This window comes from Flavobacterium tibetense, from assembly GCF_003293845.1.
In the GTDB taxonomy this organism is placed as follows: Bacteria; Bacteroidota; Bacteroidia; order Flavobacteriales; family Flavobacteriaceae; genus Flavobacterium; species Flavobacterium tibetense.
The window spans coordinates 147,799-172,277 of sequence record NZ_QLST01000004.1; the positions used below are offsets into that span (position 1 = coordinate 147,799).

Annotated in this window: 14 protein-coding genes and 1 tRNA gene; 9 read left to right on the top strand and 6 right to left on the bottom strand. The window is 34.5% G+C overall.

What is annotated here, in order from left to right:
- Positions 1–2 precede the first annotated feature (2 nt).
- From DPN68_RS04675 to DPN68_RS04685, 3 genes are all read left to right on the top strand, one after another.
- The gene (locus DPN68_RS04675) at positions 3–4,349 is read left to right on the top strand and encodes a choice-of-anchor D domain-containing protein (RefSeq protein WP_113988490.1); all 4,347 of its coding nucleotides are present in this window, start codon (positions 3–5) and stop codon (positions 4,347–4,349) included.
- 95 nt (positions 4,350–4,444) lie between these two features.
- A complete protein-coding gene (locus DPN68_RS04680; RefSeq protein WP_113988491.1) occupies positions 4,445–8,617 on the top strand; it encodes a choice-of-anchor J domain-containing protein in 4,173 nt (1,390 codons plus the stop codon).
- A gap of 100 nt (positions 8,618–8,717) precedes the next feature.
- Positions 8,718–10,106 (top strand): dipeptidase, encoded by a 1,389-nt coding sequence (locus tag DPN68_RS04685; RefSeq protein WP_113988492.1) that lies wholly within the window; start codon positions 8,718–8,720, stop codon positions 10,104–10,106.
- Between the two features lie 30 nt (positions 10,107–10,136).
- On the opposite strand, the gene DPN68_RS04690 is transcribed toward DPN68_RS04685, so the two are convergent.
- Positions 10,137–11,441, bottom strand: coding sequence for an HTTM domain-containing protein (locus tag DPN68_RS04690; RefSeq protein WP_113988493.1), 1,305 nt, complete (start codon positions 11,439–11,441; stop codon positions 10,137–10,139).
- Positions 11,438–12,367, bottom strand: coding sequence for a bifunctional riboflavin kinase/FAD synthetase (locus DPN68_RS04695; protein WP_113988494.1), 930 nt, complete (start codon positions 12,365–12,367; stop codon positions 11,438–11,440). Before DPN68_RS04695 ends, DPN68_RS04690 begins: the two co-directional genes overlap by 4 nt.
- Positions 12,368–12,493: 126 nt before the next feature.
- On the opposite strand from DPN68_RS04695, the gene DPN68_RS13145 reads away from it, so the two are divergent.
- The 3 genes from DPN68_RS13145 (at position 12,494) to DPN68_RS04710 (ending at position 20,051) form a co-directional block, all read left to right on the top strand.
- Positions 12,494–14,515: a T9SS type A sorting domain-containing protein gene (locus DPN68_RS13145; RefSeq protein WP_157958496.1), complete on the top strand. Its 2,022-nt coding sequence runs from the start codon at positions 12,494–12,496 to the stop codon at positions 14,513–14,515.
- A gap of 98 nt (positions 14,516–14,613) precedes the next feature.
- A complete protein-coding gene (locus tag DPN68_RS04705) occupies positions 14,614–17,295 on the top strand; it encodes a zinc-dependent metalloprotease (RefSeq protein ID WP_113988495.1) in 2,682 nt (893 codons plus the stop codon).
- Positions 17,296–17,381: 86 nt separating this feature from the next.
- Positions 17,382–20,051 carry a zinc-dependent metalloprotease gene (locus tag DPN68_RS04710; protein WP_113988496.1) on the top strand — a complete coding sequence of 890 codons (2,670 nt, stop codon included), beginning with the start codon at positions 17,382–17,384 and terminating at the stop codon, positions 20,049–20,051.
- Positions 20,052–20,100: 49 nt separating this feature from the next.
- Here the strand turns inward: DPN68_RS04710 and DPN68_RS04715 are convergent, their stop codons facing one another.
- The 4 genes from DPN68_RS04715 to DPN68_RS04730 all read right to left on the bottom strand — a co-directional run bounded on the left by DPN68_RS04715 (position 20,101) and on the right by DPN68_RS04730 (position 22,976).
- A complete protein-coding gene (locus DPN68_RS04715) occupies positions 20,101–20,622 on the bottom strand; it encodes a hypothetical protein (RefSeq protein ID WP_113988497.1) in 522 nt (173 codons plus the stop codon).
- Between the two features lie 28 nt (positions 20,623–20,650).
- A complete protein-coding gene (pth, locus tag DPN68_RS04720; RefSeq protein ID WP_162298395.1) occupies positions 20,651–21,217 on the bottom strand; it encodes an aminoacyl-tRNA hydrolase in 567 nt (188 codons plus the stop codon).
- Between the two features lie 157 nt (positions 21,218–21,374).
- A complete protein-coding gene (locus DPN68_RS04725) occupies positions 21,375–21,983 on the bottom strand; it encodes a 50S ribosomal protein L25/general stress protein Ctc (protein WP_113988499.1) in 609 nt (202 codons plus the stop codon).
- A 51-nt stretch (positions 21,984–22,034) separates the two neighbouring features.
- The gene (locus DPN68_RS04730; protein ID WP_113988500.1) at positions 22,035–22,976 is read right to left on the bottom strand and encodes a ribose-phosphate pyrophosphokinase; all 942 of its coding nucleotides are present in this window, start codon (positions 22,974–22,976) and stop codon (positions 22,035–22,037) included.
- Between the two features lie 161 nt (positions 22,977–23,137).
- On the opposite strand from DPN68_RS04730, the gene DPN68_RS04735 reads away from it, so the two are divergent.
- The 3 genes from DPN68_RS04735 (at position 23,138) to DPN68_RS04745 (ending at position 24,387) form a co-directional block, all read left to right on the top strand.
- Positions 23,138–23,217 (top strand) — tRNA-Leu (locus tag DPN68_RS04735).
- A gap of 113 nt (positions 23,218–23,330) precedes the next feature.
- The gene (locus DPN68_RS04740; protein ID WP_113988501.1) at positions 23,331–23,906 is read left to right on the top strand and encodes a hypothetical protein; all 576 of its coding nucleotides are present in this window, start codon (positions 23,331–23,333) and stop codon (positions 23,904–23,906) included.
- Positions 23,907–23,949: 43 nt separating this feature from the next.
- Complete coding sequence (locus DPN68_RS04745; protein ID WP_113988502.1) at positions 23,950–24,387, top strand: hypothetical protein; 438 nt, start codon at positions 23,950–23,952, stop codon at positions 24,385–24,387.
- Positions 24,388–24,479: the final 92 nt, after the last annotated feature.

Sequence of the window (24,479 nt, forward strand, 5' to 3'; positions counted from 1 at the left end):
CTATGAAATTAAAATTACTTTTTTTAACCTTGTTTTGCTCGGTTATTGGATGGGGGCAGATTGCTGCTTGGGATTTTACGGGAGAAACTACTTTAGCAACTTCAACTGCCGAAGTTTTTGATGCAAACCTTGATTCGTCTAATTTACTAACTAGAGGTTCAGGAGCTATTGCATCTGCTGGAGCTAATTCATTTAGAACTACAGGTTTTCAGAATAATGGAATTTCAACTGCAAATACAGACTATTTTCAATTTACCTTATCAGCATCTTCAGGTAACACATTGTCTTTAACAACAATTGATGCGAGATTTGCAGGGACAGCAACATTTGCTGCTAGTCCAGGTGTTAGTAGTCAGTTTGCTTATAGTTTAGATGGAGTTACTTTTACCTTAATCGGCTCTCCAATTATTACGGTTGGAACCCCAGCAGTTTTGCCTCAAATAGATTTATCAAGTATTCCTGCTCTTCAAAATGTGGCTGATGGGACTACTATTACAATTCGATATTATGCTAGTGGTCAAACAACTACAGGTGGTTGGGGGTTTACTTCTTCAGCTGCTGGTGTTTATGGTTTAGCAATTGGAGGTATTGTTTCTCCTACAGCCGCTTCCCCTGAAATCAACTTACAAGGAAACGGCGTTTCAATTGTTTCAGGAGATACAACACCTGATTTAGCTGACCATACTGATTTTGGATCGGTAAGTACGGCTTCAGGCTCTGTTGTAAGAGAATTTACAATTCAAAATTTAGGAACGGCAGCTTTAAGTTTAACTGGAGCGAGTCCGTATGTGGTAATTTCTGGAGTTCATGCCACAGATTTTGCGGTTATGTTATTTCCTTCAAATAGTATTGCAGCTAGTAGCTCAACCACTTTTAGAATCGCTTTTGATCCATCGGCTGATGGTTTACGTACGGCAACTATAAGTATTGCCAATAACGATGCTGATGAAAATCCGTATACTTTTGCCATTCAAGGAACGGGAATTAGTGCGCCAGTTATTACAAGTCCATTAACGGCTTCAGGAAATGAAGGAACACCTTTTACCTATAACATTACTGCTACAAATTCACCTACAAGCTACAATGCAACAGGTTTGCCAGCAGGTTTGTCTATTAACACAACAACAGGCGCAATTACGGGAACGCCAACTACTTCAGGAACATATAATGTAACAATTACAGCTACAAATAGTGTAGGTTCTGATAATCAAACATTGGTTATTACTATTGGTGTTGGACCTTGTTTGTCTCAGATTACATTTACAGCTCTTCCATCAGGTTGGACAGCAACTGGAGTTACTTATGCGGCTGGTGAGGCTGTTTTTGGCTCTAATAATGGAGAACTAACCACAATAGCAGTTTCAAATCCTTCAAGCTTAACATTTGATTTAAGAAGAACAAATAATACTAGTCTAAAAGACATGATTATAGAGGTCTCTACAACAAGTCAAACAGGTCCTTTTGTTATTTTGTCAACCTATAATCATTCAAACACCACTTCTGCGGGAACAACGGCATGTACGGTTGATTTATCTGCTTACACTGCTGATTCAACAGTTTATATAAGATTTAGAAAGGCTTCTTCAACAACTTCTCCTTGGTATTTGAATAATGTTAATGTTTTCTGCGGAAGTGCATGTACTCCTGCTGCTGTAACAGTTACACCAACTTCCGGTCCAGTAGGAACAGAAGTAACAATCACTGCTTCATCTGGAGATTTAACAGGAGCGTCAGTTACTTTCGGAGGTGTAGCTGCTTCTATTATTTCAAATAATGGTACTCAAATGGTAGTAGTAGTTCCTGTTGGAGCAACAAACGGCACAATAGTAATTACAGATAATCAACCTTGTGATGCTATAGTTTCTTTTACTTTAATTACCAATGATAACACATCTTGTGAAGGTGCTTCTGCAACTACGGATTTAATAATTTATGATATCCATGATGAGAAAACAGGTTCAGGAGGATTTATAACCTTGTATAATGGTACAACTGCAACGGTTGATTTAGTTAATTACAGTATTTGGAGAACAGGTGATTACGGTGGTACTTATGTTAACTATGCTACTTTAACAGGAACTATTGCTCCTGGAGCTTTGGGTATATTAAAAGTTTCTGTTGGAAGTTGCGGTCCAGCGTCCACAAATGGAACAATTACTAACGGATTTAACGAAAATGATGGTATTCAATTGCGAAATGCAGATGGAAGTGTTGTTATAGATGATGTTCATACTTATATTCCAGCGGCTGGTTATTATATGGTTAGAGATAATGGTGCATTAAGCGCTAGAACAACATTTGTTGCGGCAGATTGGGTTACCATCCCATTAGCGGCTGGCGAATGTTATCCAAGTGCGGGATTAACGCTTCCATCGGGAGCAATACCAGTAGTAACTAATCAACCAAATTATGTGTCATCTTGTAACTCTACAGTTGCTGTTTTAACAACTGCAGGTAATGAAGGTTTTGTGGGTGGAAATCCTTTGGCTTATCAATGGTATTTTGCGGCACCTGGTAGTACAACTTGGACAGCTGTTACAAATGGAGGTATATACAGTGGTGCAACAACCGCTTCTTTGACTATTTCTTCGATTATTGGTGTTATAAATTATCAGTATTATTGTCAAATCAGAGAAAATACTGCCACTTGTTATACAGCTAGTAATGCGGTAAAAATTACTGATATTGCCAATACTACTTGGAACGGTTCAGATTGGAGTAACGGAGTTCCGACTATTGGGTCTTATGCAATTATTGACGGCAATTACGATACAACTACTCATGGAAATTTCGAATGTTGTAGCTTGCTTGTTAATGCTACATTTACTTTGAATATTCAAGCTAATGATTTTGTTTTAATTGAAAATGATTTAACTGTTAATGGTAGCTTGAATGTGTTAAATGATGGTTCATTGATTCAAGTAAATGATTTAGGAGTAAACACAGGAAATATTACTTACCAAAGAACAGCAATGGCAAGAAACTTAGATTATGTATACTGGTCTTCGCCTGTTGCTGCTTTTAATGTTGGTAATTTGCCTAATTCTTTACGTTACATTTGGAATACTACAATAGCTAATGCTAATGGTGGTCAAGGAACATGGGTTGCAGCAAGTGGGAACATGATAGCAGGTAAAGGTTATATTGCAAGAGCTTCAAATGGTTCAGCAACACCTATTGCTACCACTACAACATTTAACGGTGTGCCAAACAATGGTGTCATTTCAATGCCAATTGAAAGAGGTGCTTACGAAGGAGCAGACTATGCAGGAACAAACGGAATTACTATTACACGTTTTAGTGATAACTGGAATTTAATTGGAAATCCGTATCCATCTTCAATTAATGTGGAAGATTTCTTAAACTTGAATACGAATATTGAAGGAGCAGTAAGAATTTGGACACATGGAACATTACCGTCGTCAACAATTTCTAACCCATTTTATGGTTCGTATCAAGCGAATTATACACCAGATGATTATATAACTCATAATGGAGTAGGAACAGTTAGCGGTCCAATCGGATTTAATGGCTTTATGGCTGGCGGTCAAGGATTTTTAGTGAACATGTTAGACGGAGCTGCTGGTTCAGATAATGTGATTTTCAACAATTCACTTCGAGATAAAAATTACGATAATAGTCAATTTTATAGAACTTCGAATGTTGAAAATTCTTCCAATGATAAAAACAGAATCTGGCTAGATATTATCAATAGCAACAACGCAGCGAATAGAACTTTGGTAGGTTATGTTCGTAACGCAACAAATGATAAAGACAGATTATACGACGCAGTTACTTCAGTAACAACAACCATGAGATTGTACTCTGTAATTGCTACTGATAAAATGACTATTCAGGGAAGAGAATTGCCATTTAATCCAAATGATAAAGTTCAATTGGGCTATTATGTGCCAGCAACAGGAACTTTTAGTATTGGTATAGCGGCTGTTGATGGTTTGTTTTCAGATAATCAAAACATTTATTTAGAAGATACTGAATTAGGGATTATTCATGATTTGAAACAATCTGTTTATTCGTTCTCAACAAATACAGGAGAAAATAATACTAGATTTATTCTAAGATATACCAATGAAACGCTAGATAATGATGATTTTATTAGCAATGATTTAGCAACAGTTTATAGTAATACTTCAATTGTTGTTGAGTCTAACAAAGAAATTTTGTCAAATATCAAGGTTTATAATGTATTAGGTCAGCTTTTATTAGATAAATCAAATATAAATTCATCTTCTTTTGAAATTAATTCATTACAAAAGAACAACCAAGCGTTAATTGTTCAAGTTGAATTAAGTAATGGAGTTCAGATAGTTAAGAAGATAATTTTCTAATAAATAATAACTTTTATTGTTAAAAAGCAACCTTATGGTTGCTTTTTTTGTTTTATTTTGATAGTTTAGCTTAAAATTTCCCCAAATTTATTGTTATGAACAAAAATTATTTTCTGTTTGTAGCTTTTTTATTGTTTTTTGCTAGTGATGTGCAATCCCAAAAAAAACAACAAGTTAGTGGTGCAGTTAAAGAAATACAAGTTTCTAAAACTAATCCTTTTTCAAAAAATAATCACTCGCAACATGCGAGAGAATTCGCCCCAAGTGGTGTTGTGAGATGTTATACAACTGAACATCACAGAGAAATGCAACAAAATGGACTTGCAGCTCCTGATGATGTTTTTGAAAATTGGATAGCGCCAAAAATTCAAGAACTTAGAAGTGCTCGATTAGCAAATCCTAATCAAACGCATGCTGTAATTACTATTCCAGTAGTTGTTCACGTCATCCATGATGGAGATGCTGTTGGTAGTGGTGAAAACATTGCTGATTTACAAGTACTTTCTCAAATTCAGGTGATGAATGAGGATTTCAGAAGAATTGCTGGAACTCCTGGTTTTGGGCCTGGAGTAGATGTAGAAATCGAATTTTGTATGGCACAAACTGATCCAAATGGAAACCCAACTAATGGAATTAACCGAGTGAATTTAGGACAGGCTTCTTATACTATGACACAAGTAAATTCAAACGTTAAACCTACGACACAATGGAATCCTAATGAATATTTGAACATGTGGTCCGTGCGATTTGGAGGTGGAGACGCAGGTATACTAGGTTATGCTCAGTTCCCTGATGCATCTGGTTTAGCCGGTTTGAATGCAACCGGTGGAGCAGCTAATACTGATGGAGTGGTAATGGCTTTTACAGCTTTTGGTTCGTCTGATATTTATCCAGCAGGGGTTTATGGCGCGCCTTATGACAAAGGAAGAACAACTACACACGAAGTAGGTCACTGGTTAGGACTAAGACATATCTGGGGAGACGGTGGTTGTTCTGTTGATGATTTTTGTGCAGACACCCCAGCAGCAGCTGGTCCAAATTATGGTTGTCCTACAGGAGCAGATTCTTGTGCAGGCGGCGGTCCAGATCAAATTGAAAATTACATGGACTATACCGATGATGCTTGTATGGATCGATTCACACAAAACCAAAAAGACCGTATGCTTGTTGTAATGGCTAACTCGCCAAGAAGGGCTTCTTTAGCTTCTTCAACGAAATGTTTAGCTCCAGCACCTTTTATTCAATTTGGTAATCCAACAGGTTCTATAATAGAACAAAGTAATTGTAATTTTTCAGACTATAATTTCCCAATTAATATCTTGCGACCTGCGTCTGCTAATGCCGTTGTGTCTTTTGTGGTAACAGGAGGAACAGCTACACAAGGCGTTGATTATGCAATTGTAAATTCATCTGTGACATTTCCTGCAGGTAACATGACTACGCAAAATCTCACTATTAGAGTATTTAATGATGGATTGGTAGAACCAAATGAAACCATTCAAATAGGATTGTCTTTAAATGCTAATGGTGGTGATGCCGTATTAAACGCAAGTGCAAGTTCAATGACTATAACAATCACGAATGATGATTTAGCACCAGTTTCAACTCAAGTAGTTAATTTATTGTCTGAAGATTTTGAAGATTTGACAGGTTGGTTAGTGCTTGATGGAGATGGTGATGGTAATAATTGGGGTGCAGTTAATGGTTTGAATGGTTTTGGTACAGCACCAAATACGATTACAGGAAGAGCGGGATATTCAGCTAAACGATTAAATTATTTTGGAACAAATAGTACAGTTAATCCTAATAATTATTTAATTAGTCCTCAGATTTCAATTCCTGCTGGTGCAACAAATGTAGATTTATCTTTTATAGTTGGAGCTTATGATGATGGTGGACCTGTTAGAAATGCAGGTGATCTTATCGTTTATTTTACTACAGATATTACGAATCAAACCACAATTCAAAATGGTACAATTGTACAAGCTGCTTTAGTTATAAACGAAAATACAACTCAATTGAGAACCTATAATTTGAATGCTTTAGCAGGACAAACAGGTTATTTAGTGTTTAGGCACAATAACGCAACTGCAAACAATGTTGGATTGTTGTTAATTGATACTGTTCTCTTTAATGCTACAGTTAATACAAACGTTCAAACCGAAGTGAACAATTCAACTCGTTATACGGCTACACTTCCTTCTTCAGGAACATTATTTGCTTCTGATGTTTCAACAAACAGAATAATGGCAAGTATCAATGCTACTAGTAATTTTAATTATGGTTGTACAGAAGTTGAAGTAAATAGAAGTAACACTAGTCAAGGTGCAGCAACAGCCCCATTTATTGCAACAAATGTTCAAAATCACATATTGTCTAAAACGTTTTATGTAACTACTGCTAATGATACACCTTCAGGTAGCTATACAATTTCAATGTATTTCTCTGAAGCTGAAGTTGCAGCTTGGGAAGCAGCAACAGGAAAATCGAGAACAGAGTTAAGAATTATTAAAGCTATAGACACACCAATTTCGCTAATCAATGCTACGAACTTCACTAGCTATACTGTAGAGGAAATACCTGTGACTATTGGTGCATTTGGTTCAAATGTTGTTTTTAGCGCTACATTTAACTCTAATTTAAGAGGAGGTTATGCTGTTGGACCAGCAACAGGAATTATTTGTGGAGACATCGCTACAACCTGGAATGGATCAACTTGGTCAAATGGAACACCTTCTAAAGTTCATGCGGTAACATTTAACGGTGATTTTTCATCTTCTTCTGATGTAGAGGCTTGTTCAGTTTCAATTACTAATAATGCTGTTGTTACAATTAACCCAACACATACATTTGATGTTATTGGATCGGTTAATATTGCAAATGGTTCTGTTTTAAACATTGAACAAAATGGAGCTTTAAAACAGACTGATGACGCGGCTATCAATTCAGGAAATGCAGTTGTTAAAAGGGATTCATCTCCAATGATTCGTTTGGATTATACCGCATGGTCATCTCCAGTTATTGGACAACAATTGTTAGCTTTTTCACCAAATACTGTAGTTACAAGATTCTACGAATATCTATTCACAGGTACCACAACACCAACAGCTTATCAATCTGTAGATCCTTCTACTAATTTTGTTAGCGGAAAAGGATATATGATTAGAGCAGCAGATAACGCTTCTTCAACAGTTGCGGCATCTCATGGTGGTGTATTTAATGGTGTTCCTGTAAATGGTGTTGTAAACCAATCAGTTGGTTTAGGATATAATCTTTTAGGAAATCCTTATCCATCACCTATCGACGCTAATCGATTCTTGATGGCTAATAGTTCAATTGGTACTTTGTATTTTTGGACGAACACAACTCCTGCTTCAGGTGGTTCATATCCGCAAAATAATTTTGCTGCTTACACAACTTTAGGGGGTACTGCTGCTTTTGCAAGTGCTACAATTCCAAATGGCAGAATTCAAACAGGACAAGGGTTTTATGTACTTACTAGTAGTGCAGGTGCTGTTACTTTTACAAACGATTTAAGAGAAAAATCTGTTGTGTCTTCGCAATTCTTTAGATCATCAGAAATTGAGTTAACCGAAACGATTGAAAAACATAGAATTTGGTTAAATCTTAACGATGAAAATACTTCTTATAACCAAATTTTGGTGGGTTACATGGAAGGTGCTACTAATGGAGTTGATAACATGATTGATGGTAAATTATTGGAAAGTGAAAAACCACTTTTATATAACTTAGTGAATAATGAAAAATACGTTATCCAAGGTAGAGCTTTGCCGTTTACCGATGAAGACGTCATTCCGCTTGGATTAAAAATATTGACTTCTGGAAATTATTCCATTTCAATTGAAGTTTTTGATGGATTATTCGCTAGTCAAGATATTTTCTTAAAAGACAATACTTCCAATGTAATTCATGATTTAAAACAATCAGCATATACTTTTGGTTCTTCTGAAGGAATATTTGAAAACCGTTTCGAAATTGTATTCAAAAACAGTACTTTGTCAAATGAGGATTTCATTAACAGCGGAGATTTAATTGTTTATACTACTAATAATGCAATAACGATTAATGCTCCTGAAAGTATTAAACAAGTTAAAGTATTTGATCTATTAGGTAGAAAATTATTTAATGATGCTTCATTTAAAGAAAAATCAGCTTCAATCAATTCTATTCTTCCAGCAAATCAAGCTTTATTTGTGAAAGTAGAGTTGATAAATGGTCAAATTATAACAAAGAAAATAGTTTTCTAGTTTCTTAATGATAGTTTTTAAAGCCCAACTTTATCAGTTGGGCTTTTTTGTTGTTTTACCCAATTCAATTTTGTATTTTTGACTTTATCAAATCAATACAATGGACAATATAAAACAGTACGTTCAGGAAAATAAAGAACGTTTCATTAATGAATTAATCGATTTATTGAAAATTCCATCGGTAAGCGCGGATAGTGCTTATGCTCAAGATGTAGTTGATACAGCTGAAGCAGTTAAAAAAAGCTTAGAAAAAGCGGGTTGTGATTTCGTAGAGCTATGTGAAACACCGGGTTATCCAATCGTTTACGGAGAAAAAATTATTGATAAAAATTTACCAACGGTTCTAGTTTACGGACATTACGATGTGCAACCACCAGATCCAATGGATTTATGGACGTCGCCACCGTTTGAACCAGTTATCAAACCAACAGAAATTCATCCTGAAGGAGCAATTTTTGCTCGTGGTGCTTGTGATGACAAAGGACAAATGTACATGCATGTGAAAGCGTTTGAATACATGATTCAAAACAATTGTTTGCCTTGTAATGTGAAATTTATGATTGAAGGTGAAGAAGAAGTTGGGTCAAAAAGCTTAAGTTGGTTCGTAGAAAGAAATCAAGCTAAATTAGCTAATGATGTGATTTTAATTTCTGATACGGGAATGATTTCAAACCAACAGCCATCAATTACAACTGGTTTAAGAGGATTGAGTTATGTTGAGGTTGAAGTTACAGGACCAAATCGCGATTTGCACTCTGGATTATATGGTGGAGCAGTTGCTAATCCAATTAATATTTTAGCTAAAATGATTGCTTCGTTGCATGATGAAAACAATCATATCACAATTCCGGGTTTTTACGATAAAGTTCAAGAATTATCATTGGAAGAAAGAGCGGAAATGGCAAAAGCACCTTTTAGCTTAGAAAATTACAAAAAAGCATTAGATATCGAAGATATTCATGGAGAAGCAGGTTATGTTACCAATGAAAGAAACTCCATTCGTCCTACGTTAGATGTAAATGGAATTTGGGGCGGTTATACTGGTGAAGGAGCTAAAACGGTTATTGCAAGTAAAGCTTTTGCAAAAATTTCGATGCGTTTAGTGCCTAACCAAGATTGGGAAGAAATTACAGAATTATTCAAAAAGCATTTCGAAAGTATTGCTCCAAAATCAGTAAAAGTAAAAGTTACACCACACCATGGCGGACAAGGTTATGTTACACCAATTGATAGCATTGGCTATAGAGCGGCTAACAAAGCGTATACGGAAACGTTTGATGTTCCTGCCATTCCTGTTCGTTCTGGTGGAAGTATTCCAATTGTAGCGTTATTTGAGAAAGAATTAAAGAGTAAAACCATTTTGATGGGCTTTGGTTTAGATAGCGATGCTATTCACTCGCCAAACGAACATTTTGGGGTATTTAATTACTTGAAAGGAATTGAAACTATTCCATTGTTCTACAAGTATTTCACCGAAATGACTAAATAAAACGAATCCCGATGTAAAAATCGGGATTTTTTATTCTTGTAAAAGTATCCATTCGTTATGTTTGAAATGACTCCATTCTGCCTTTGCCATATCAAATTTTGGGTCAATTAGTGGTCTGTATTCTTTACGATTTATAGCAATGGAGCAATCAACATAAATGGAAATATCTTTTCCTTCATTTTGTTTTTTAATTCTTTGACAATACTGCCAAATAAAATCGGGTTTAGTGGCTAAATTTGAAGCTTGTTTTGGCGTTACATCGTTGTAATAGTTATGAATCCAAACTTCATTTGTGGTATTATCTTTTACTTTAAAAACTATAAATCCTGATTTTTCTCTAAGCATCATGCGCCAACTCATTCTGTGGCCTTCCTCGGTTTGCAAAACATCACCTGCAATAAAATGATGTCGCAATGGTAAAGCAAATTGAATAATCAAATAAGGAATAATCAAGAAGTAAAATACATTTTTATTGGAATTACTAAAAGGCAAAATAACAAAGTCTTGTTTTAGTCTTTTTGGATAAAAAAGTTTCCTAGCAGTTATTGGTGGATAAAAGAACAATGCAAAAGTTAACGCAAAAAAAGGAAAAATTCCAATTTGAAGCGTGATAGAATTAAACAAATGAAACACCAAGGAAGCAATTAACGCTAATGTTCGAGTTCGTTTAAAAAGGAGAAATGGTACAATGAATAAGTCAAATGCAATTCCCGCGTAAGCTATAAACAAATAGAACCATTTTTGACTGAAGATTTCTAAGAAGAATGGTCTTGTAGTGGTTCCTTGTAATAAATTTTTAGTAAAAGTGCCGTCTAACCAATCCGGATAAAATTTTGCTATTGCCGCATAAACATAAACAAAAGTAACCTGACAAATGAATAAGAATATAATCCAGTAAGGCATTTGGTTTTCGGTTTTCACCTTTCCAAATTTAGTATCCAAAGACAAATTTTTATTGGCAGGAAGAAAAACCATTAAAAAGCTAATTAATAAAACCAAATAGTAATGATTATTGTAAGCTGATTTTTGCATGAAATACACTCCAGCCCAGAGTAACGTAAAACTTATTATTGCGATGCGATAACGAAAACCAAGCATGATCAACAACCCAAAAGTTCCCATTAAAGCAAAGTAAAAGTACATGCCGTTTCCAGACAAAGGTTGCAACCACTCGAAACCAATAAATGAAAATGTAAATTTTGGAGTAATTAAAACATTTTTAACCCAACCTGTAATGATTGCGCCAAAACTTTCGCAAGCCATTAAAAATCCAAAAAAGATTCTAAAGACAATTAGTGGTGCATTATCAACGGGTTGAAAAAATCGCTCTTTCATAGGTTGTCAAAATACGATTTAGAAAAGGTTTGGTCTTTTTTTAATTGCAATCGCAAGGCTTCAAGGGAATCAAACTTTTGTTCTTCTCTTATTTTTTCCAAAACTTTTATTGCAAGCATTTTTTTGTAAATGTTCTGGTCAAAATCAAAAAAATGAATTTCGATGGTTTGTTGGTTTTCTCCCAATGTTGGATTGGTTCCAATGTTCATCATTCCGTGATAAAGGATGTTGTCAATTTCTGATTCTATAATGTAAACCCCATTTTTGGGTACTAATTTGTAATTTTCTTCAATAGAAATGTTGGCTGTTGGAAATTGAATTGTTCTGCCAATTTTCTTGCCTTCAATCACTTTTCCAGTAAATTCAAAAGTGTAACCTAAGAACTGATTGACCAGTTTTATATTTCCTTCCAATAATGCTTTTCTAATTTTGGTAGAACTTATAGCTATGTCACCAATTTCTTCAGCTGAAATTTGTTCAACTTCAAAACCGAATTGCTTTCCAAATTCAATTAAATCATTAATGTCAGCTGTTCTTCCTTTGCCAAATTTATGGTCGTAACCAATTATTATTTTCCCAACATTAAGTTTCCCAACAAGAATTTTTTCTACGAAATCAAACGCGGTTAAATCAGCAAAATTGGTATCAAATTCATGAACAATGAGGTTGTCAATTCCAAGGGCTTCCAATAATAGCTTTTTCTCTTCAATGGTATTAATGAGTTTAATGGAATTCTCTTTTCCTAAAACCATTCTCGGATGCGGAAAGAAAGTCAGCACCAAACTTTCATATTGCAAGGCTTTGGCTTCTTCAACTAATTGACTCAAGATTTTTTGGTGCCCAAGATGTACACCATCAAAAGTGCCAATAGTGATTATGGTTCTTTTTGTTGAATAAAAATCGTGTATGGAGTGGTGGGTTTGCATAAGAATTATCAATTGCAAATATAAGATAATGTTAGGTAATATGCTTTTAAAAATAAATTAAGAATTATTTAACACGGTAATGGTTTTTTGTTATATTTGCGCATTAACCTCATAATTTTACCAAAAATGAAAAGAATATTACTAACTTTTTTGGCTTTATCACTTACTATTACCTCTTTTTCTCAAGATAAGAAGGTAAAAACGAATAAAGGCAAATTCGATTTTTCTGCGGCTATGGAGCAAGCAAGATCATTTGGTCCAAGCGGTGTTGTGCGTTGTGCGTCAACAGAGTATAACAAACAATTACAAGGCAAAAAACAGGCTGTTTCAGATCAAGAATTTGAAAACTGGTTAGCGCCTAAGGTAGCGGCATTAAAAGCAAAAAGAGCAGCTAATCCTAACCAACCCAATGCTGTTATTACCATTCCAGTTGTAGTTCACGTTATTCACAATGGGGATGCGTATGGAACAGGTGAAAACATCAGAGATGAGCAGGTTCTTTCTCAAATTCAGGTTATGAATGAAGACTTTAGAAGAATGTTAGGCACTCCTGGTTACAATAATCATCCTGACGGTGCTGATGTGGAAATTGAATTTTGTATGGCTGTTGTAGATCCTAATGGAAATCCAACAAATGGTATCGATAGAGTTAACTTAGGTGTTGCTTCTTGGGATCAATCAGGTGTTGAAGGTAATTTAAAACCAAATACTTCATGGGATCCAAATTCTTACCTAAATGTTTGGACAGCGCGTTTTGGTGGTGACTTAAATGGTGTTTTAGGTTACGCTCAGTTTCCTAGTTCTTCTGGTTTAGCGGGTATGCCGGCCAATGGTGGAGCTGCGGGAACAGATGGGGTTATTATGGCGTTTAATGCTTTTGGATCTTCAACGATTTATCCAGCAGGTTCTTATGCAGTGCCATATGATAAAGGGAGAACAACAACTCACGAAATCGGTCACTGGTTAGGACTTAGACATATTTGGGGAGATGGCGCATGTGGTGTAGATGATTTTTGTGCGGATACTCCAGAATCTGATGCTTCAAATGGAGGTTGTCCAACGGGACACGTTTCCTGCGGTACAGTAGATATGATTGAAAATTACATGGATTATACAAATGATACATGTATGAACATTTTTACTAATGATCAAAAAGCAAGAATGTTAACAGTTATGGATGTGTCACCAAGAAGAGCGTCATTAAAAACTTCAAGTGTTTGTTTCTCAGCGGTACCACTTGATGGTCAATGTCAAATTGAAGATTTAAATATTGCTAATTGCGGGACAACAATGGCTCCAATAGTTAGGTTAACTAATAGAGGAACTACCACTTTAACATCTGCAACTATTAGTTATAGAATAGACGCTAATCCTTCTGCAACATATAACTGGACAGGTTCTTTAGCTCAAAATGCTAGTGCGCTAATTAACTTACCTTCAATCTCATTAACAGCTGGAACGCATACGTTTACCGCTACAGTTTCAAACCCTAACGGAGGAACCGATGGTAATAGTATTAATGATTCTCAAACTTCTTCATCTTTCGCTGCTTATTTTGAGACAACTTCAGTAAATATTAATATAGTTCCTGATGACTATGGTTCGGAAATTACATGGGAATTTTTAAGAGATTCTGATGGTGCTGTACTTGCTTCAGGAGGACCTTATACCGATGGTGACTCAACCCCTATAGATGAAACAGTTAATGTTGTTGTAGGAGAATGTTATACATTTACTATTTATGATGGTTTTGGAGACGGTATTTGCTGTGATTATGGAATTGGGTCTTACACATTAACAACTGCAGAAGGTGCTACAATAAGAACTGGTGGAGCATATGCAAATTCAGAAACAACTTCAGTTACAATTGATGAAGAACTTTCTTCTGATAATTTTGTTAATGAAAATATATTTAACGTATATCCAAATCCTAACAATGGGTTGTTTAATTTACATTACAATCCTACTTCTGAGAAATTTGATGTAGTGGTTTTAGATGTTAGAGGTAGAACAATATTCTCAAAACAATTCCAAAATAACGGTGTTTTTAATGAGTCAATTCAATTGAATAATGTTCAGTCGGGTGTATATTTAATTACTGTCCAAGACGGAAATACAAAGACAACCAAGAAAATTATTATTAAATAATCTTTAAGATAATTATTAAAAAAAAGCGGTATTATTTGTAATACCGCTTTTTTTATTTATTTTTGTTAATTAAAACAAGTCTTTATAACCCCTATATTATGAAAAAAACAATACTTTTATTTTCAATGTTGTTTTTTGGAATTAACTTCACTTATTCTCAAAGCAAGAATTTTTGGAGTCAATCTATTAAACAGGATTTTCAGTTAACAACTTATGCTGAAAATGGTAATTTGCCTAGTCAATTTACAAAATTGCAGTTAGATTTAAATGCAATTGTTACAGCGTTGCAAAGCGCTCCTGATCGTTTTGAAACTAAGATTTCATCATTAGTGATATCTTTTCCAGACGCTGAAGGTAACTTTGAAGATTTCATGATGTTTGAAGCTTCAAATTTTGAAGACGAACTAAAGGCCAAATTCCCTCAAATTAACTCCTACATTGGTGTGTCTTTAAAGAATAAGGCAACGGTTTTAAGATTGAGTGTTGATCCACGTGGTCTTAATGGTATGATTCTTAGAGGTAATGGCGTTACAGAATTTTTTACTCCAATGTCAACAGATGGTGCTATCCACGCATTTTACAAATCTGATAGAAACAAAGGGAGCAATAAAAACAAAAAACCTTTTACTTGTGCAACACCTGATGAAGAATTAAACTTCGATGAAATTAATGGTCGTCTTCAAAATGAAACAATGGCTAGTGATGGTCGTTTATTAACATTTAGAACTGCTGTTTCTTGTACTGGAGAATATGCTCAATATCATGGCGGAACTGTAGCTGGTGCAATGGCTGCAATTAATACTACTATGACCAGAAATAATGGATTATATGAAAGAGATCTTGCAATAAGAATGGTTTTAATTGGTAATAATGATTTGGTTGTTTATACTAATCCCGCAACAGACCCTTATACAACGAATTATAACAATCAATTACAAACTACTTTAACAAACGTTATTGGAGAAGCAAATTATGATGTAGGTCACTTATTTGTTTTTGGTCCTGATAATGGTAATGCTGGATGTATTGGTTGTGTTTGTAATGCAGGTAAAGGAAGTGCTTTTACAGCAGCTGATCCTCCAGAAGGAGAAACTTTTGATGTTGATTACGTTGCTCACGAGTTTGGTCATCAATTTGGAGGAAGACATACGTTTTCTCATGCTAGTGAAGGGCCAAATTTCGCTCAAAAAGAAGTGGGTGGAGGAACAACTATTATGGCATATGCGGGTATTACTGCTCAAAATGCAGCTTTGGCTTCTGATGATTATTTTCACGCTGCTTCTATCCAACAAGTTCAAGCGAATATGGTAGCTAAAACTTGTCCTACATCTACTCCTATTACCCACGGTGCTCCCGTTGTGAATGCAGGTGTAAATTATACAATACCAATAAGTACTCCTTTTATGCTAACCGGTTCTGCAACTGATGTAGGTGGAGGAAGTTTAACGTATTGTTGGGAGCAATATGATACTATGACAGGTACTCAAACTGGTGCAGCAAGTGCTGCGTCTCCAACAAAAGCATCGGGACCAAATTTCAGATCATATAGCCCAACAACAAGCCCAACTAGATATTTCCCTAATTTAAACTCAGTTTTTAATGGTTCTACTACAACTGCGGGAAGTAATATCTTAGTTGAAGCCCTCAGTTCAGTAGCTAGAACTCTAAATTTCAGATTAACTGTTAAAGATAATGAACTAAATGGAGGTCAAACAAATTTTGCAGATATGGTCGTAACAGTTGATGGGACTAGAGGTCCTTTAACAGTTACATCTCAAAATACTGCAGGTATTTCATATGATGTGAATACTGTTCAAACGGTTTCATGGACTGTAAACAATACAAATTTAATTGCAGGCGGTGCTAATGTAGATGTTCTTATTACTACGGATAATGGTCAAACTTGGACTACTTTATTAGCTAATACTCCAAATACAGGTTCTGCAAATGTTACTATGCCATCTGCTCCAGCGCCTTTTTGTAGGTTAATGGTTAAGGCTTCAAATAATATTTTCTTTAATGTGAATTCTCAGGTTTTTGCGGTAGGTTACACTATAACTACAACTTGTAATTCATATACTAATAATACAGCATTAAATATCCCTGACGGAGTCGGTGCAAATGCATCTGGACCTGTAGTTTCTAAATCTATTAATGTTACCACTCCTGATGTTACAATATCAAGCGTACGAGCTACTTTAGGAATTACTCATACTTGGATGAATGATTTGGTGATTTCACTAGAACATCCTGATGCTACTCAAGTTACATTGTTTAATAGAAACTGTGGGAATAGTAATGGAATTGCGAATTTAACATTTTCTGATGGGAACGCAGCAATTCCTGCTGCTTGTGCTGGAGTTACTGGAACTTATTCTCCAGCTACACCACTATCCGCTTTCGGAGGAAAATCATCAATTGGTACTTGGAGATTGTTGGCTGCGGATTTCTACAATGGTGATACTGGAAATATTGGTAACTGGACACTTGAAATTTGTACACAGCAAATTACTTTAAATAGTGATTCTTTTGAAATTAATAATTTAGCATTATATCCAAATCCGAATAACGGGTCTTTTACAATACAATTTAGTCCTAAATCTGAAAAAGTGAATGTAATAGTTCATGATATTAGAGGGAGACAAATATTTGAAAGAAGTTATACAAATACAGGTCTTTTCAATGAGAATATTAACTTAAGCAATGTACAATCAGGAGTTTATATGGTAACTGTTTTGGATGGTGCTCAAAAACAAGTTAAAAAAATTGTAATTCAATAAATTTTTTCAACAATTTTTACGAAAAAGCTAGACATTTGTCTAGCTTTTTTATAATTGACAATTAATTTCCCCAAATAACATTTATTATGAAAAAAATTACATTATTATTGATAATTCTGTCGCTAAACTTAGGGTTTGGCCAACAGGGTTATTGGGTAAAAACTGACGAGGCTAAGCTTGCTTCGAAGGAAAAGTTTGAAAGAGCAACTAATCCCTCTAAAGCCCAACTTTACAACTTGAATTTTCAATTGTTCAAGAATTTATTGGTAAATGCGCCAATGGAAAATCCAGAATTGCAATCAGATTTAATTTTACAATTTCCCGATTTTAATGGAAATTTATCTAGATTTAAAGTTTTTGAAGCCCCTGTCATGGAAAAGGAGCTAATGGATAAATTCCCTTCTATTAAATCGTATTCAGCTCAAGGTATAGACGACAAGTCTGCAACATTGCGTTTTAGTGTGACTAACTTTGGTTTACACGTGATGTCGCTTTCGGGTGGTTTAGGAACTTACTATATCGATACTTATACCAAAGATTTAAATAATTATATTGTATACAGCAGAAAAGACATTCAACCAGCTCGACAGTTTGGTTGTTTAGTTCAAGACGAAGAGTCAATGTCGGTTGATGCTGGAAGATTTGACAATCAAGAAATGGTTAACGATGGTAATTTAAGACAATACCGTTTAGCTGTGGCATGTACTAATGAATATTCAGTGTATCACCTTAATGCTGCAGGTGTTCCTTTGACAGATCCAGAAAATATTAAAAAAGCTACTGTAATTTCTGCAATAGTAGTTAGTTTAACAAGATTAAATGGAATCTATGAAAGGGACATGGCGGTTAGAATGAATTTGATAGCTAGCAATGATGCTATTGTGTTTGTTGATCCTTCAGTTGATGATGGTCTAACAAATAACAATGCTGGCACTTTGATTAATGAAGTACAAGCAGTTATTGACGGAGCCATTAGTTCTGCAAACTATGATATGGGCCATGTTTTTTGTACAACAGACTCTGGAGTTGCTCAATTAGGATCAGTTTGTAATAATACTGGTAAAGCCCGAGGAGTTACAGGTCAACCAAATCCTGTTGGAGATCCATTTGATGTAGATTATGTAGCTCACGAAATGGGACATCAATTTGGAGCTAATCATACACAAAACAACAACTGTAACCGTTCAGGTGCTTCTGCTTTTGAACCAGGAAGCGCAAGTACAATTTTAGGGTATGCTGGAATTTGTGCTCCTAATGTACAAAACAATTCTGATGCTTATTTTCATTCTAGAAGTATATTAGAAATGACTAATTTTGTCTTAAGCGCTTCAGCTAACTGTAGACAACTTAGTGCTTCAGGAAATACAGCTCCAGTAGTAAACGCTGGTCCAAATTATACTATTCCAAATGGAACAGCTTTCCGATTGACAGGTTCTGCTACAGATGCTAATGGTGATGCATTAACGTATTGTTGGGAACAATATAACAATAATGTTAGTACACAACCACCATTAACCACTGCTACTACTGGTCCAAATTTTCGTTCGGTGACACCTTCAAGTTCTCCTACACGATATTTTCCAAGATTTCAAGATGTGTTAAATGGAAATTTAGCACCAACATGGGAAGTTGTGCCCACAGTTGCAAGAACAATGACTTTTGCATTAACGGTAAGAGATAACCGCGCTGGTGCAGGTATGACAAATAGAGCAGATATGACTGTCACAACTGCTGCAGTTGGACCGTTTCGAGTTACTAGCCCAACTTTGAATGCTTCATTAGATACAGGTTCAATACAAACCATAACTTGGGATGTTGCAGGAACTACTGCAAATGGTATTAATACAGCTAATGTTAATATTTTAATTTCTACAGATGGCGGAACAACTTTTACCACATTACTAGCTAATACGCCTAATGATGGTACTCAAGATGTAACTATGCCAGCAACACCTGCTGTGAATTGTAGAATTCTTATTGAAGCTGTTGGTAATATTTTTTATGCAGTTTCACCAAATTTTGCATTAGGCTACACAGTGGTTACACAATGTGACACTTACACAAACTCAACAGTACTTAATATCCCTGATGGAACAGGGGAAAATGTTTATGGAGCAGTTGTTTCAAATACCATTAATGTTCCTGCAACAGGAAATATTTCACAAGTTAGAATTGGATTAAATGTAACTCATACATATCCTCAGGATTTACAAATTGCTATTAATCATCCTGATGTTACTCAGGTTATGGTATGGAATAGAGCTTGTGGTGCCAATGATAACTTTAATGTTACCTTAGAGGATGGCGCTCCAGCTTTTACTTGTGTTGCAAACATGACAGGGACATTTGCTCCTTCGGCTCCTTTGTCTGCATACAATGGAAAACCATCAAACGGAATATGGACTCTTTTAGCAAGAGATGGATATATTGGAGATACGGGTAGTATTAATTCTTGGTTTGTAGAAGTTTGTAGAGAAACAGTTACCTTATCATCGACTAGCGTTACCTTAAATGATTTTGTGATTTATCCAAACCCTAACAGTGGTAACTTTAATGTGCAGTTCTCTTCTAATTCAGGGAATGAAATTAAAGTATTGGTTCACGATATTAGAGGAAGACAAATCTTTGAAAGAAGTTTTAATAATTCGGGTCTTTTCAATGAGAATATTAACTTAAGCAATGTGCAATCAGGTATCTATATGGTAACTGTTCTCGACGGAGCTCAAAAACAAGTTAAAAAGATTGTTGTTGAATAGTCGTTATTAAATACATAATACTAAAAGTGCTGGCATTGCCAGCACTTTTTTATTTTACAGAAAAACGAATTGTCTTAAGTTTTTGATCAGTATTTTGAATTTCAAACGATAATTGAATAGTGTTTAATTCGTTTTCTTTGGTAAAGACTAATTGTCCACTTGTTATTTTGTAAACCCCAGCTTGTCCTCTACAAAAGCATTGTTTGTCAAACAACATTTTAACATTTTGTAGATTTTCATCTTTTAAGTTAAGTTCTTTCGAATTGTTTTCTATTTCAAATAAAATGGTTTCAGAATAATGATTGTCAACTAAAGTGGAATCAGTGTGCTTTTTATATTCGTAGCTAATAACTGAAGTGTTTTTGTTTTCAGTCAAACGATAATATAGGGCTCCTGTTTCATCAACTTCAATCTGTAATTGTTGGTTTCTGAAAATTTTTGGAGTACAAACACCATCTTCAGGACAAATTGATTTTGCTTCCTCTTTCATTGGCTCTTTACTTGCATTATTATAATTGGCACACCCAAAACCTAACGCAGTGATAAAAGTTAATAGTAGAATTTTTTTCATAAAAAGTTAAGTTTCAAAAATGATACCATCATTTCCCATTAAATGCATTCATTGTGTTTGCTAATCCAGCTAGAGCAAAAGATTTGATCACTTCTGAGGCTATTTCTAGGCGCTCTTTAAGCTTTTCTTTCTCTTCTTCACCCCATTCGCCCAAGACGTAATTGACTTGCTGTCCTTTTTTAAAAGCATCACTTATACCAAAACGAAATCGCGCATATTCTGTAGTGTTTAAGACCAACTGAATATTTTTTAACCCATTATGGCCACCATCACTTCCTTTAGCTTTGATTCGAATGGTTCCAAAAGCTAAATTTAAATCATCGGTAATCACTAATAAATTTTCCTTTGGAATATTTTCTTTTTCTAACCAATAATGAATTGCTTTGCCACTTAAATTCATGTAGGTATTGGGTTTAAGTAAAAGAATTGAACGTCCTTTTACTTTTAGTTCTGATATTTCACCAAGTTTAGCCGTTTCAAATGAAATACCTTCTTTTCTAGCTATATAATCCAAAATTTTAAAACCAATATTATGACGTGTATTCACATATTCAGCTCCAATGTTGCCTAAACCAACAATCAAGAATTTTTTCATAGTTTGTTTTGTGTTGTCTGTTTCCTTGTTAAATAAATGTTTCCACCATTTCATTCTGTAAAAGTACGGTAACTCACTTAATTAGAAAAATATTGAATTCATTTCAATAAAAAAGCACCAGTGTTGACTGGTGCTCTTTTGGTATGTGGTAAAGAAATTATTTTTTCTTTTTTCCTGCGTCTTTTGCAGCTTTTGCAGCCTCTTGAGCAGCTTTCATTGCCGCACGAGAAATTCTCACTTGACACACTACTGTGTTGTCTGGGTGCATTAGTTTGAAGTTGTTTGTAGGGATTTTAGTCACATACAATTTGTTACCCATTTCTAATGGAGTAATGTTAGCTTCAACAAAATCAGGTAAGTTTTTAGGTAAAGCTTTTACTTTCAAACGACGTTGGTTTAAACGTAAAACACCTCCTAATAAAACACCAGGTGAAGTACCCGTAACTTTCACAGGAACTTCCATAACAATTTCTTTTTCATCGTTTAATTGGAAGAAATCGATATGTAAAATTTTGTCAGAAACTGGGTGAAATTGGATATCTTGTAAGATACAATCTACTTTTTTACCACTTTCTAATTCAATTACAACAGTATGAGCGTTTGGAGTATACACCAAGTCTTTAAATGCTCTTTCATCTGCTGCAAAATGTACTGGTTGATTTCCTCCGTAAATAACGCAAGGAACCATTCCAGCATCACGTACGGCTTTAGTTGCCTTTTTGCCTACGTTTTCTCTTTCTGATCCTTTAATCGTAATTGATTTCATTTGTAAATATATATAATTAATAAAAATTCTCTTTTTGGTTCAAAAAACGGTTTACATTAAAAATTTACCGCTAATTGAATTGTTGTTTTGTACCATGTGCATCACTTCTGCAAATAATGGGGCACAACTTACCACTTTTATTTTTTTTGATTCTTTCTTTAACGGAATAGAATCGGTAACGATTAATTCTACTAATTTAGAATTTTCAATCTTTTCGTAAGCCTCGCCAGATAATATTGGATGTGTACAGATCGCTCTAACACTCAATGCTCCTTTTTCCATCATTACATCGGCTGCTTTTGCTAATGTTCCACCGGTGTCAATCATATCGTCCACTAAAACAACATGTCTTCCTGTAACTTCTCCAATCAACTCCATAGTGTCAATTACATTAGCTTTTTTTCTTTGCTTGTAACAGATTACTACATCCGATTCTAAAAATTTAGAATAGGCATAAGCTCTTTTAGAACCACCCATATCTGGTGATGCGATAGTTAAATTTTCTAAATTTAAACTTTTCACATACGGCAAAAAGATAGTCGATGCAAACAAGTGGTCAACTGGTTTTTCGAAAAAGCCTTGGATTTGATCGGCGTGTAAATCCATAGTCATGATTCGAGTGGCTCCAGCAGTTTCCAATAATTTTGCAACTAATTTCGCTCCTATTGGTACTCTTGGTTTGTCTTTTCTGTCTTGTCTTGCCCAGCCAAAATAAGGAATTACCGCGGTAATATGTCTGGCAGAAGCTCTTTTAGCAGCATCTATCATCAATAAAAGTTCCATTAGGTTGTCGGCACTTGGAAAAGTGGAACAAACTAGAAACACGCGTAAACCTCTAATTGATTCTTCAAAAGAAGGTTGAAATTCACCGTCACTATAAGTTGAGAACGTAACTTTACCTAGCGGAACGCCATACTTTTCAGCAATTTGTTCGGCTAAATACACACTTTGAGAACATGCAAAAATTTTTGCTTCTGGCTCTTTGTATGACATTTTAATTTATTGTTTAGTAGTTAGTTAGTGTTGTGTTGTTGTAAATAGGGTGCAAATTTAGAAATTAATTTCGACTCTGAAAGCAATTTTTCAAGTATTTTAGTTTTGTTTTTTAAAATTTTAATTACATTTGCACTCGCTTACTGAGAGAATCAATAGCAGCCCGGATGGCGGAATTGGTAGACGCGCACGACTCAAACTCGTGTACTTAGGTGTGTGGGTTCGATTCCCACTCCGGGTACTTCATAAATCCTTAATTAACTGACTACAGTTAATTAAGGATTTTTTATTTATATTTAGCCAACATTTTGCCGAAAAATCATTCTGATTCGATTTTAAAATTCTAACTTTTATATGAAACTAAAATTTTTAATACTTCTCCCTTTATTCACTCTTCTAGTTAGTTGCAAAACGGATGAAAGTGGTTTGTCAAGAATAGAGAAAAAAATTCTAAAAGAATGTTATAAGACCGTTATTGAATCTGCTCCTTATTTAATAGACAGCGCGTATGTTGTAAATCCTTATTTTGGTTCTTTTGAATTTAATAAACATATTGCCAATTACTCTAATAACAGCAGAGATAAATATAATGTCGAAAAGTTAGAAAAAGTAGGATTAAATGAGGAAGAATTTAACTTTTTACAAAAAGAGATTAATAAAAGATTTCAAAACAAGAGAAATCCCTATTTAGAAACGCTATCCAAGCATAGAAAAAGTAAAAGAATCATCACTTTTTCTGGAATTAGTGAAAAAATAATATATGTAGAATACATTACTTATTTGGAAGAAATAGATTTGGATGAATTTAAAAACAAACTAATTAGTATTGATGATAAAAAAATTAAGGATATAATTGCATTAGTTTTTATTTTGGAAGGAAACAATATTAAAGAATATATAGTTGATGGTGGTATTGTTTTTGAAAGGTAATAGTATTTTCATTTTTTATAAATAACAATTATTCATTTGTTTTATGCTTTTAAATTTTAAAATAATTTTTTGTATAAGCCTTTTTTGTTGTGTTTCCTGCTCAATTTTAAAACAGGAAAGTTATTTTAAGCTAGAATTTGGTAATTCGAAATTTAAAATAGAACTTCCAAATGATTTATCAAAAAAAGAAATCATTTTTAATGGAACGTCATCAAAAGAATATAGATTTACAAGAAAAGATTCGTCGACTGTTTTTGTTACTGATAGCAAGAATGGTTCGGCATTAATTCATTCTTTTTTGGAACGTAAAGATTTTATTATTTTATTAGACGAAGAGAATGTTAAATATGAATTTAAGGAAAATCAAAGGCTTTTTCATATGCGAAAAATAAATGGGATGTTCATCGGTTTCGCAAATGTGATTAAGAATGATGAAGATTATTTTAATTCAATTCTGGCTTCTTTCAAGAAGCTAAAATAATACATTGAATCAATTATCAGATTGAATGCTTTTGTTCTGATTAAAATATTTCTCACATCCATTTCCAAATAAAAATATAAAGTTTTACCTTT

Excerpts from the sequence above, each read along its gene's own strand:
- pth (WP_162298395.1), bottom strand. The coding sequence starts at position 21,217 with ATGAAAAAATTCTTGATTGTTGGTTTAGGCAACATTGGAGCTGAATAT.
- DPN68_RS04715 (WP_113988497.1), bottom strand. The coding sequence starts at position 20,622 with ATGAAAAAAATTCTACTATTAACTTTTATCACTGCGTTAGGTTTTGGG.
- DPN68_RS04745 (WP_113988502.1), top strand. The coding sequence starts at position 23,950 with ATGCTTTTAAATTTTAAAATAATTTTTTGTATAAGCCTTTTTTGTTGT.
- DPN68_RS04710 (WP_113988496.1), top strand. The coding sequence starts at position 17,382 with ATGAAAAAAATTACATTATTATTGATAATTCTGTCGCTAAACTTAGGG.
- DPN68_RS13145 (WP_157958496.1), top strand. The coding sequence starts at position 12,494 with ATGAAAAGAATATTACTAACTTTTTTGGCTTTATCACTTACTATTACC.
- DPN68_RS04730 (WP_113988500.1), bottom strand. The coding sequence starts at position 22,976 with ATGTCATACAAAGAGCCAGAAGCAAAAATTTTTGCATGTTCTCAAAGT.
- DPN68_RS04675 (WP_113988490.1), top strand. The coding sequence starts at position 3 with ATGAAATTAAAATTACTTTTTTTAACCTTGTTTTGCTCGGTTATTGGA.
- DPN68_RS04680 (WP_113988491.1), top strand. The coding sequence starts at position 4,445 with ATGAACAAAAATTATTTTCTGTTTGTAGCTTTTTTATTGTTTTTTGCT.
- DPN68_RS04690 (WP_113988493.1), bottom strand. The coding sequence starts at position 11,441 with ATGAAAGAGCGATTTTTTCAACCCGTTGATAATGCACCACTAATTGTC.
- DPN68_RS04705 (WP_113988495.1), top strand. The coding sequence starts at position 14,614 with ATGAAAAAAACAATACTTTTATTTTCAATGTTGTTTTTTGGAATTAAC.
- DPN68_RS04725 (WP_113988499.1), bottom strand. The coding sequence starts at position 21,983 with ATGAAATCAATTACGATTAAAGGATCAGAAAGAGAAAACGTAGGCAAA.
- DPN68_RS04695 (WP_113988494.1), bottom strand. The coding sequence starts at position 12,367 with ATGCAAACCCACCACTCCATACACGATTTTTATTCAACAAAAAGAACC.
- DPN68_RS04685 (WP_113988492.1), top strand. The coding sequence starts at position 8,718 with ATGGACAATATAAAACAGTACGTTCAGGAAAATAAAGAACGTTTCATT.
- DPN68_RS04740 (WP_113988501.1), top strand. The coding sequence starts at position 23,331 with ATGAAACTAAAATTTTTAATACTTCTCCCTTTATTCACTCTTCTAGTT.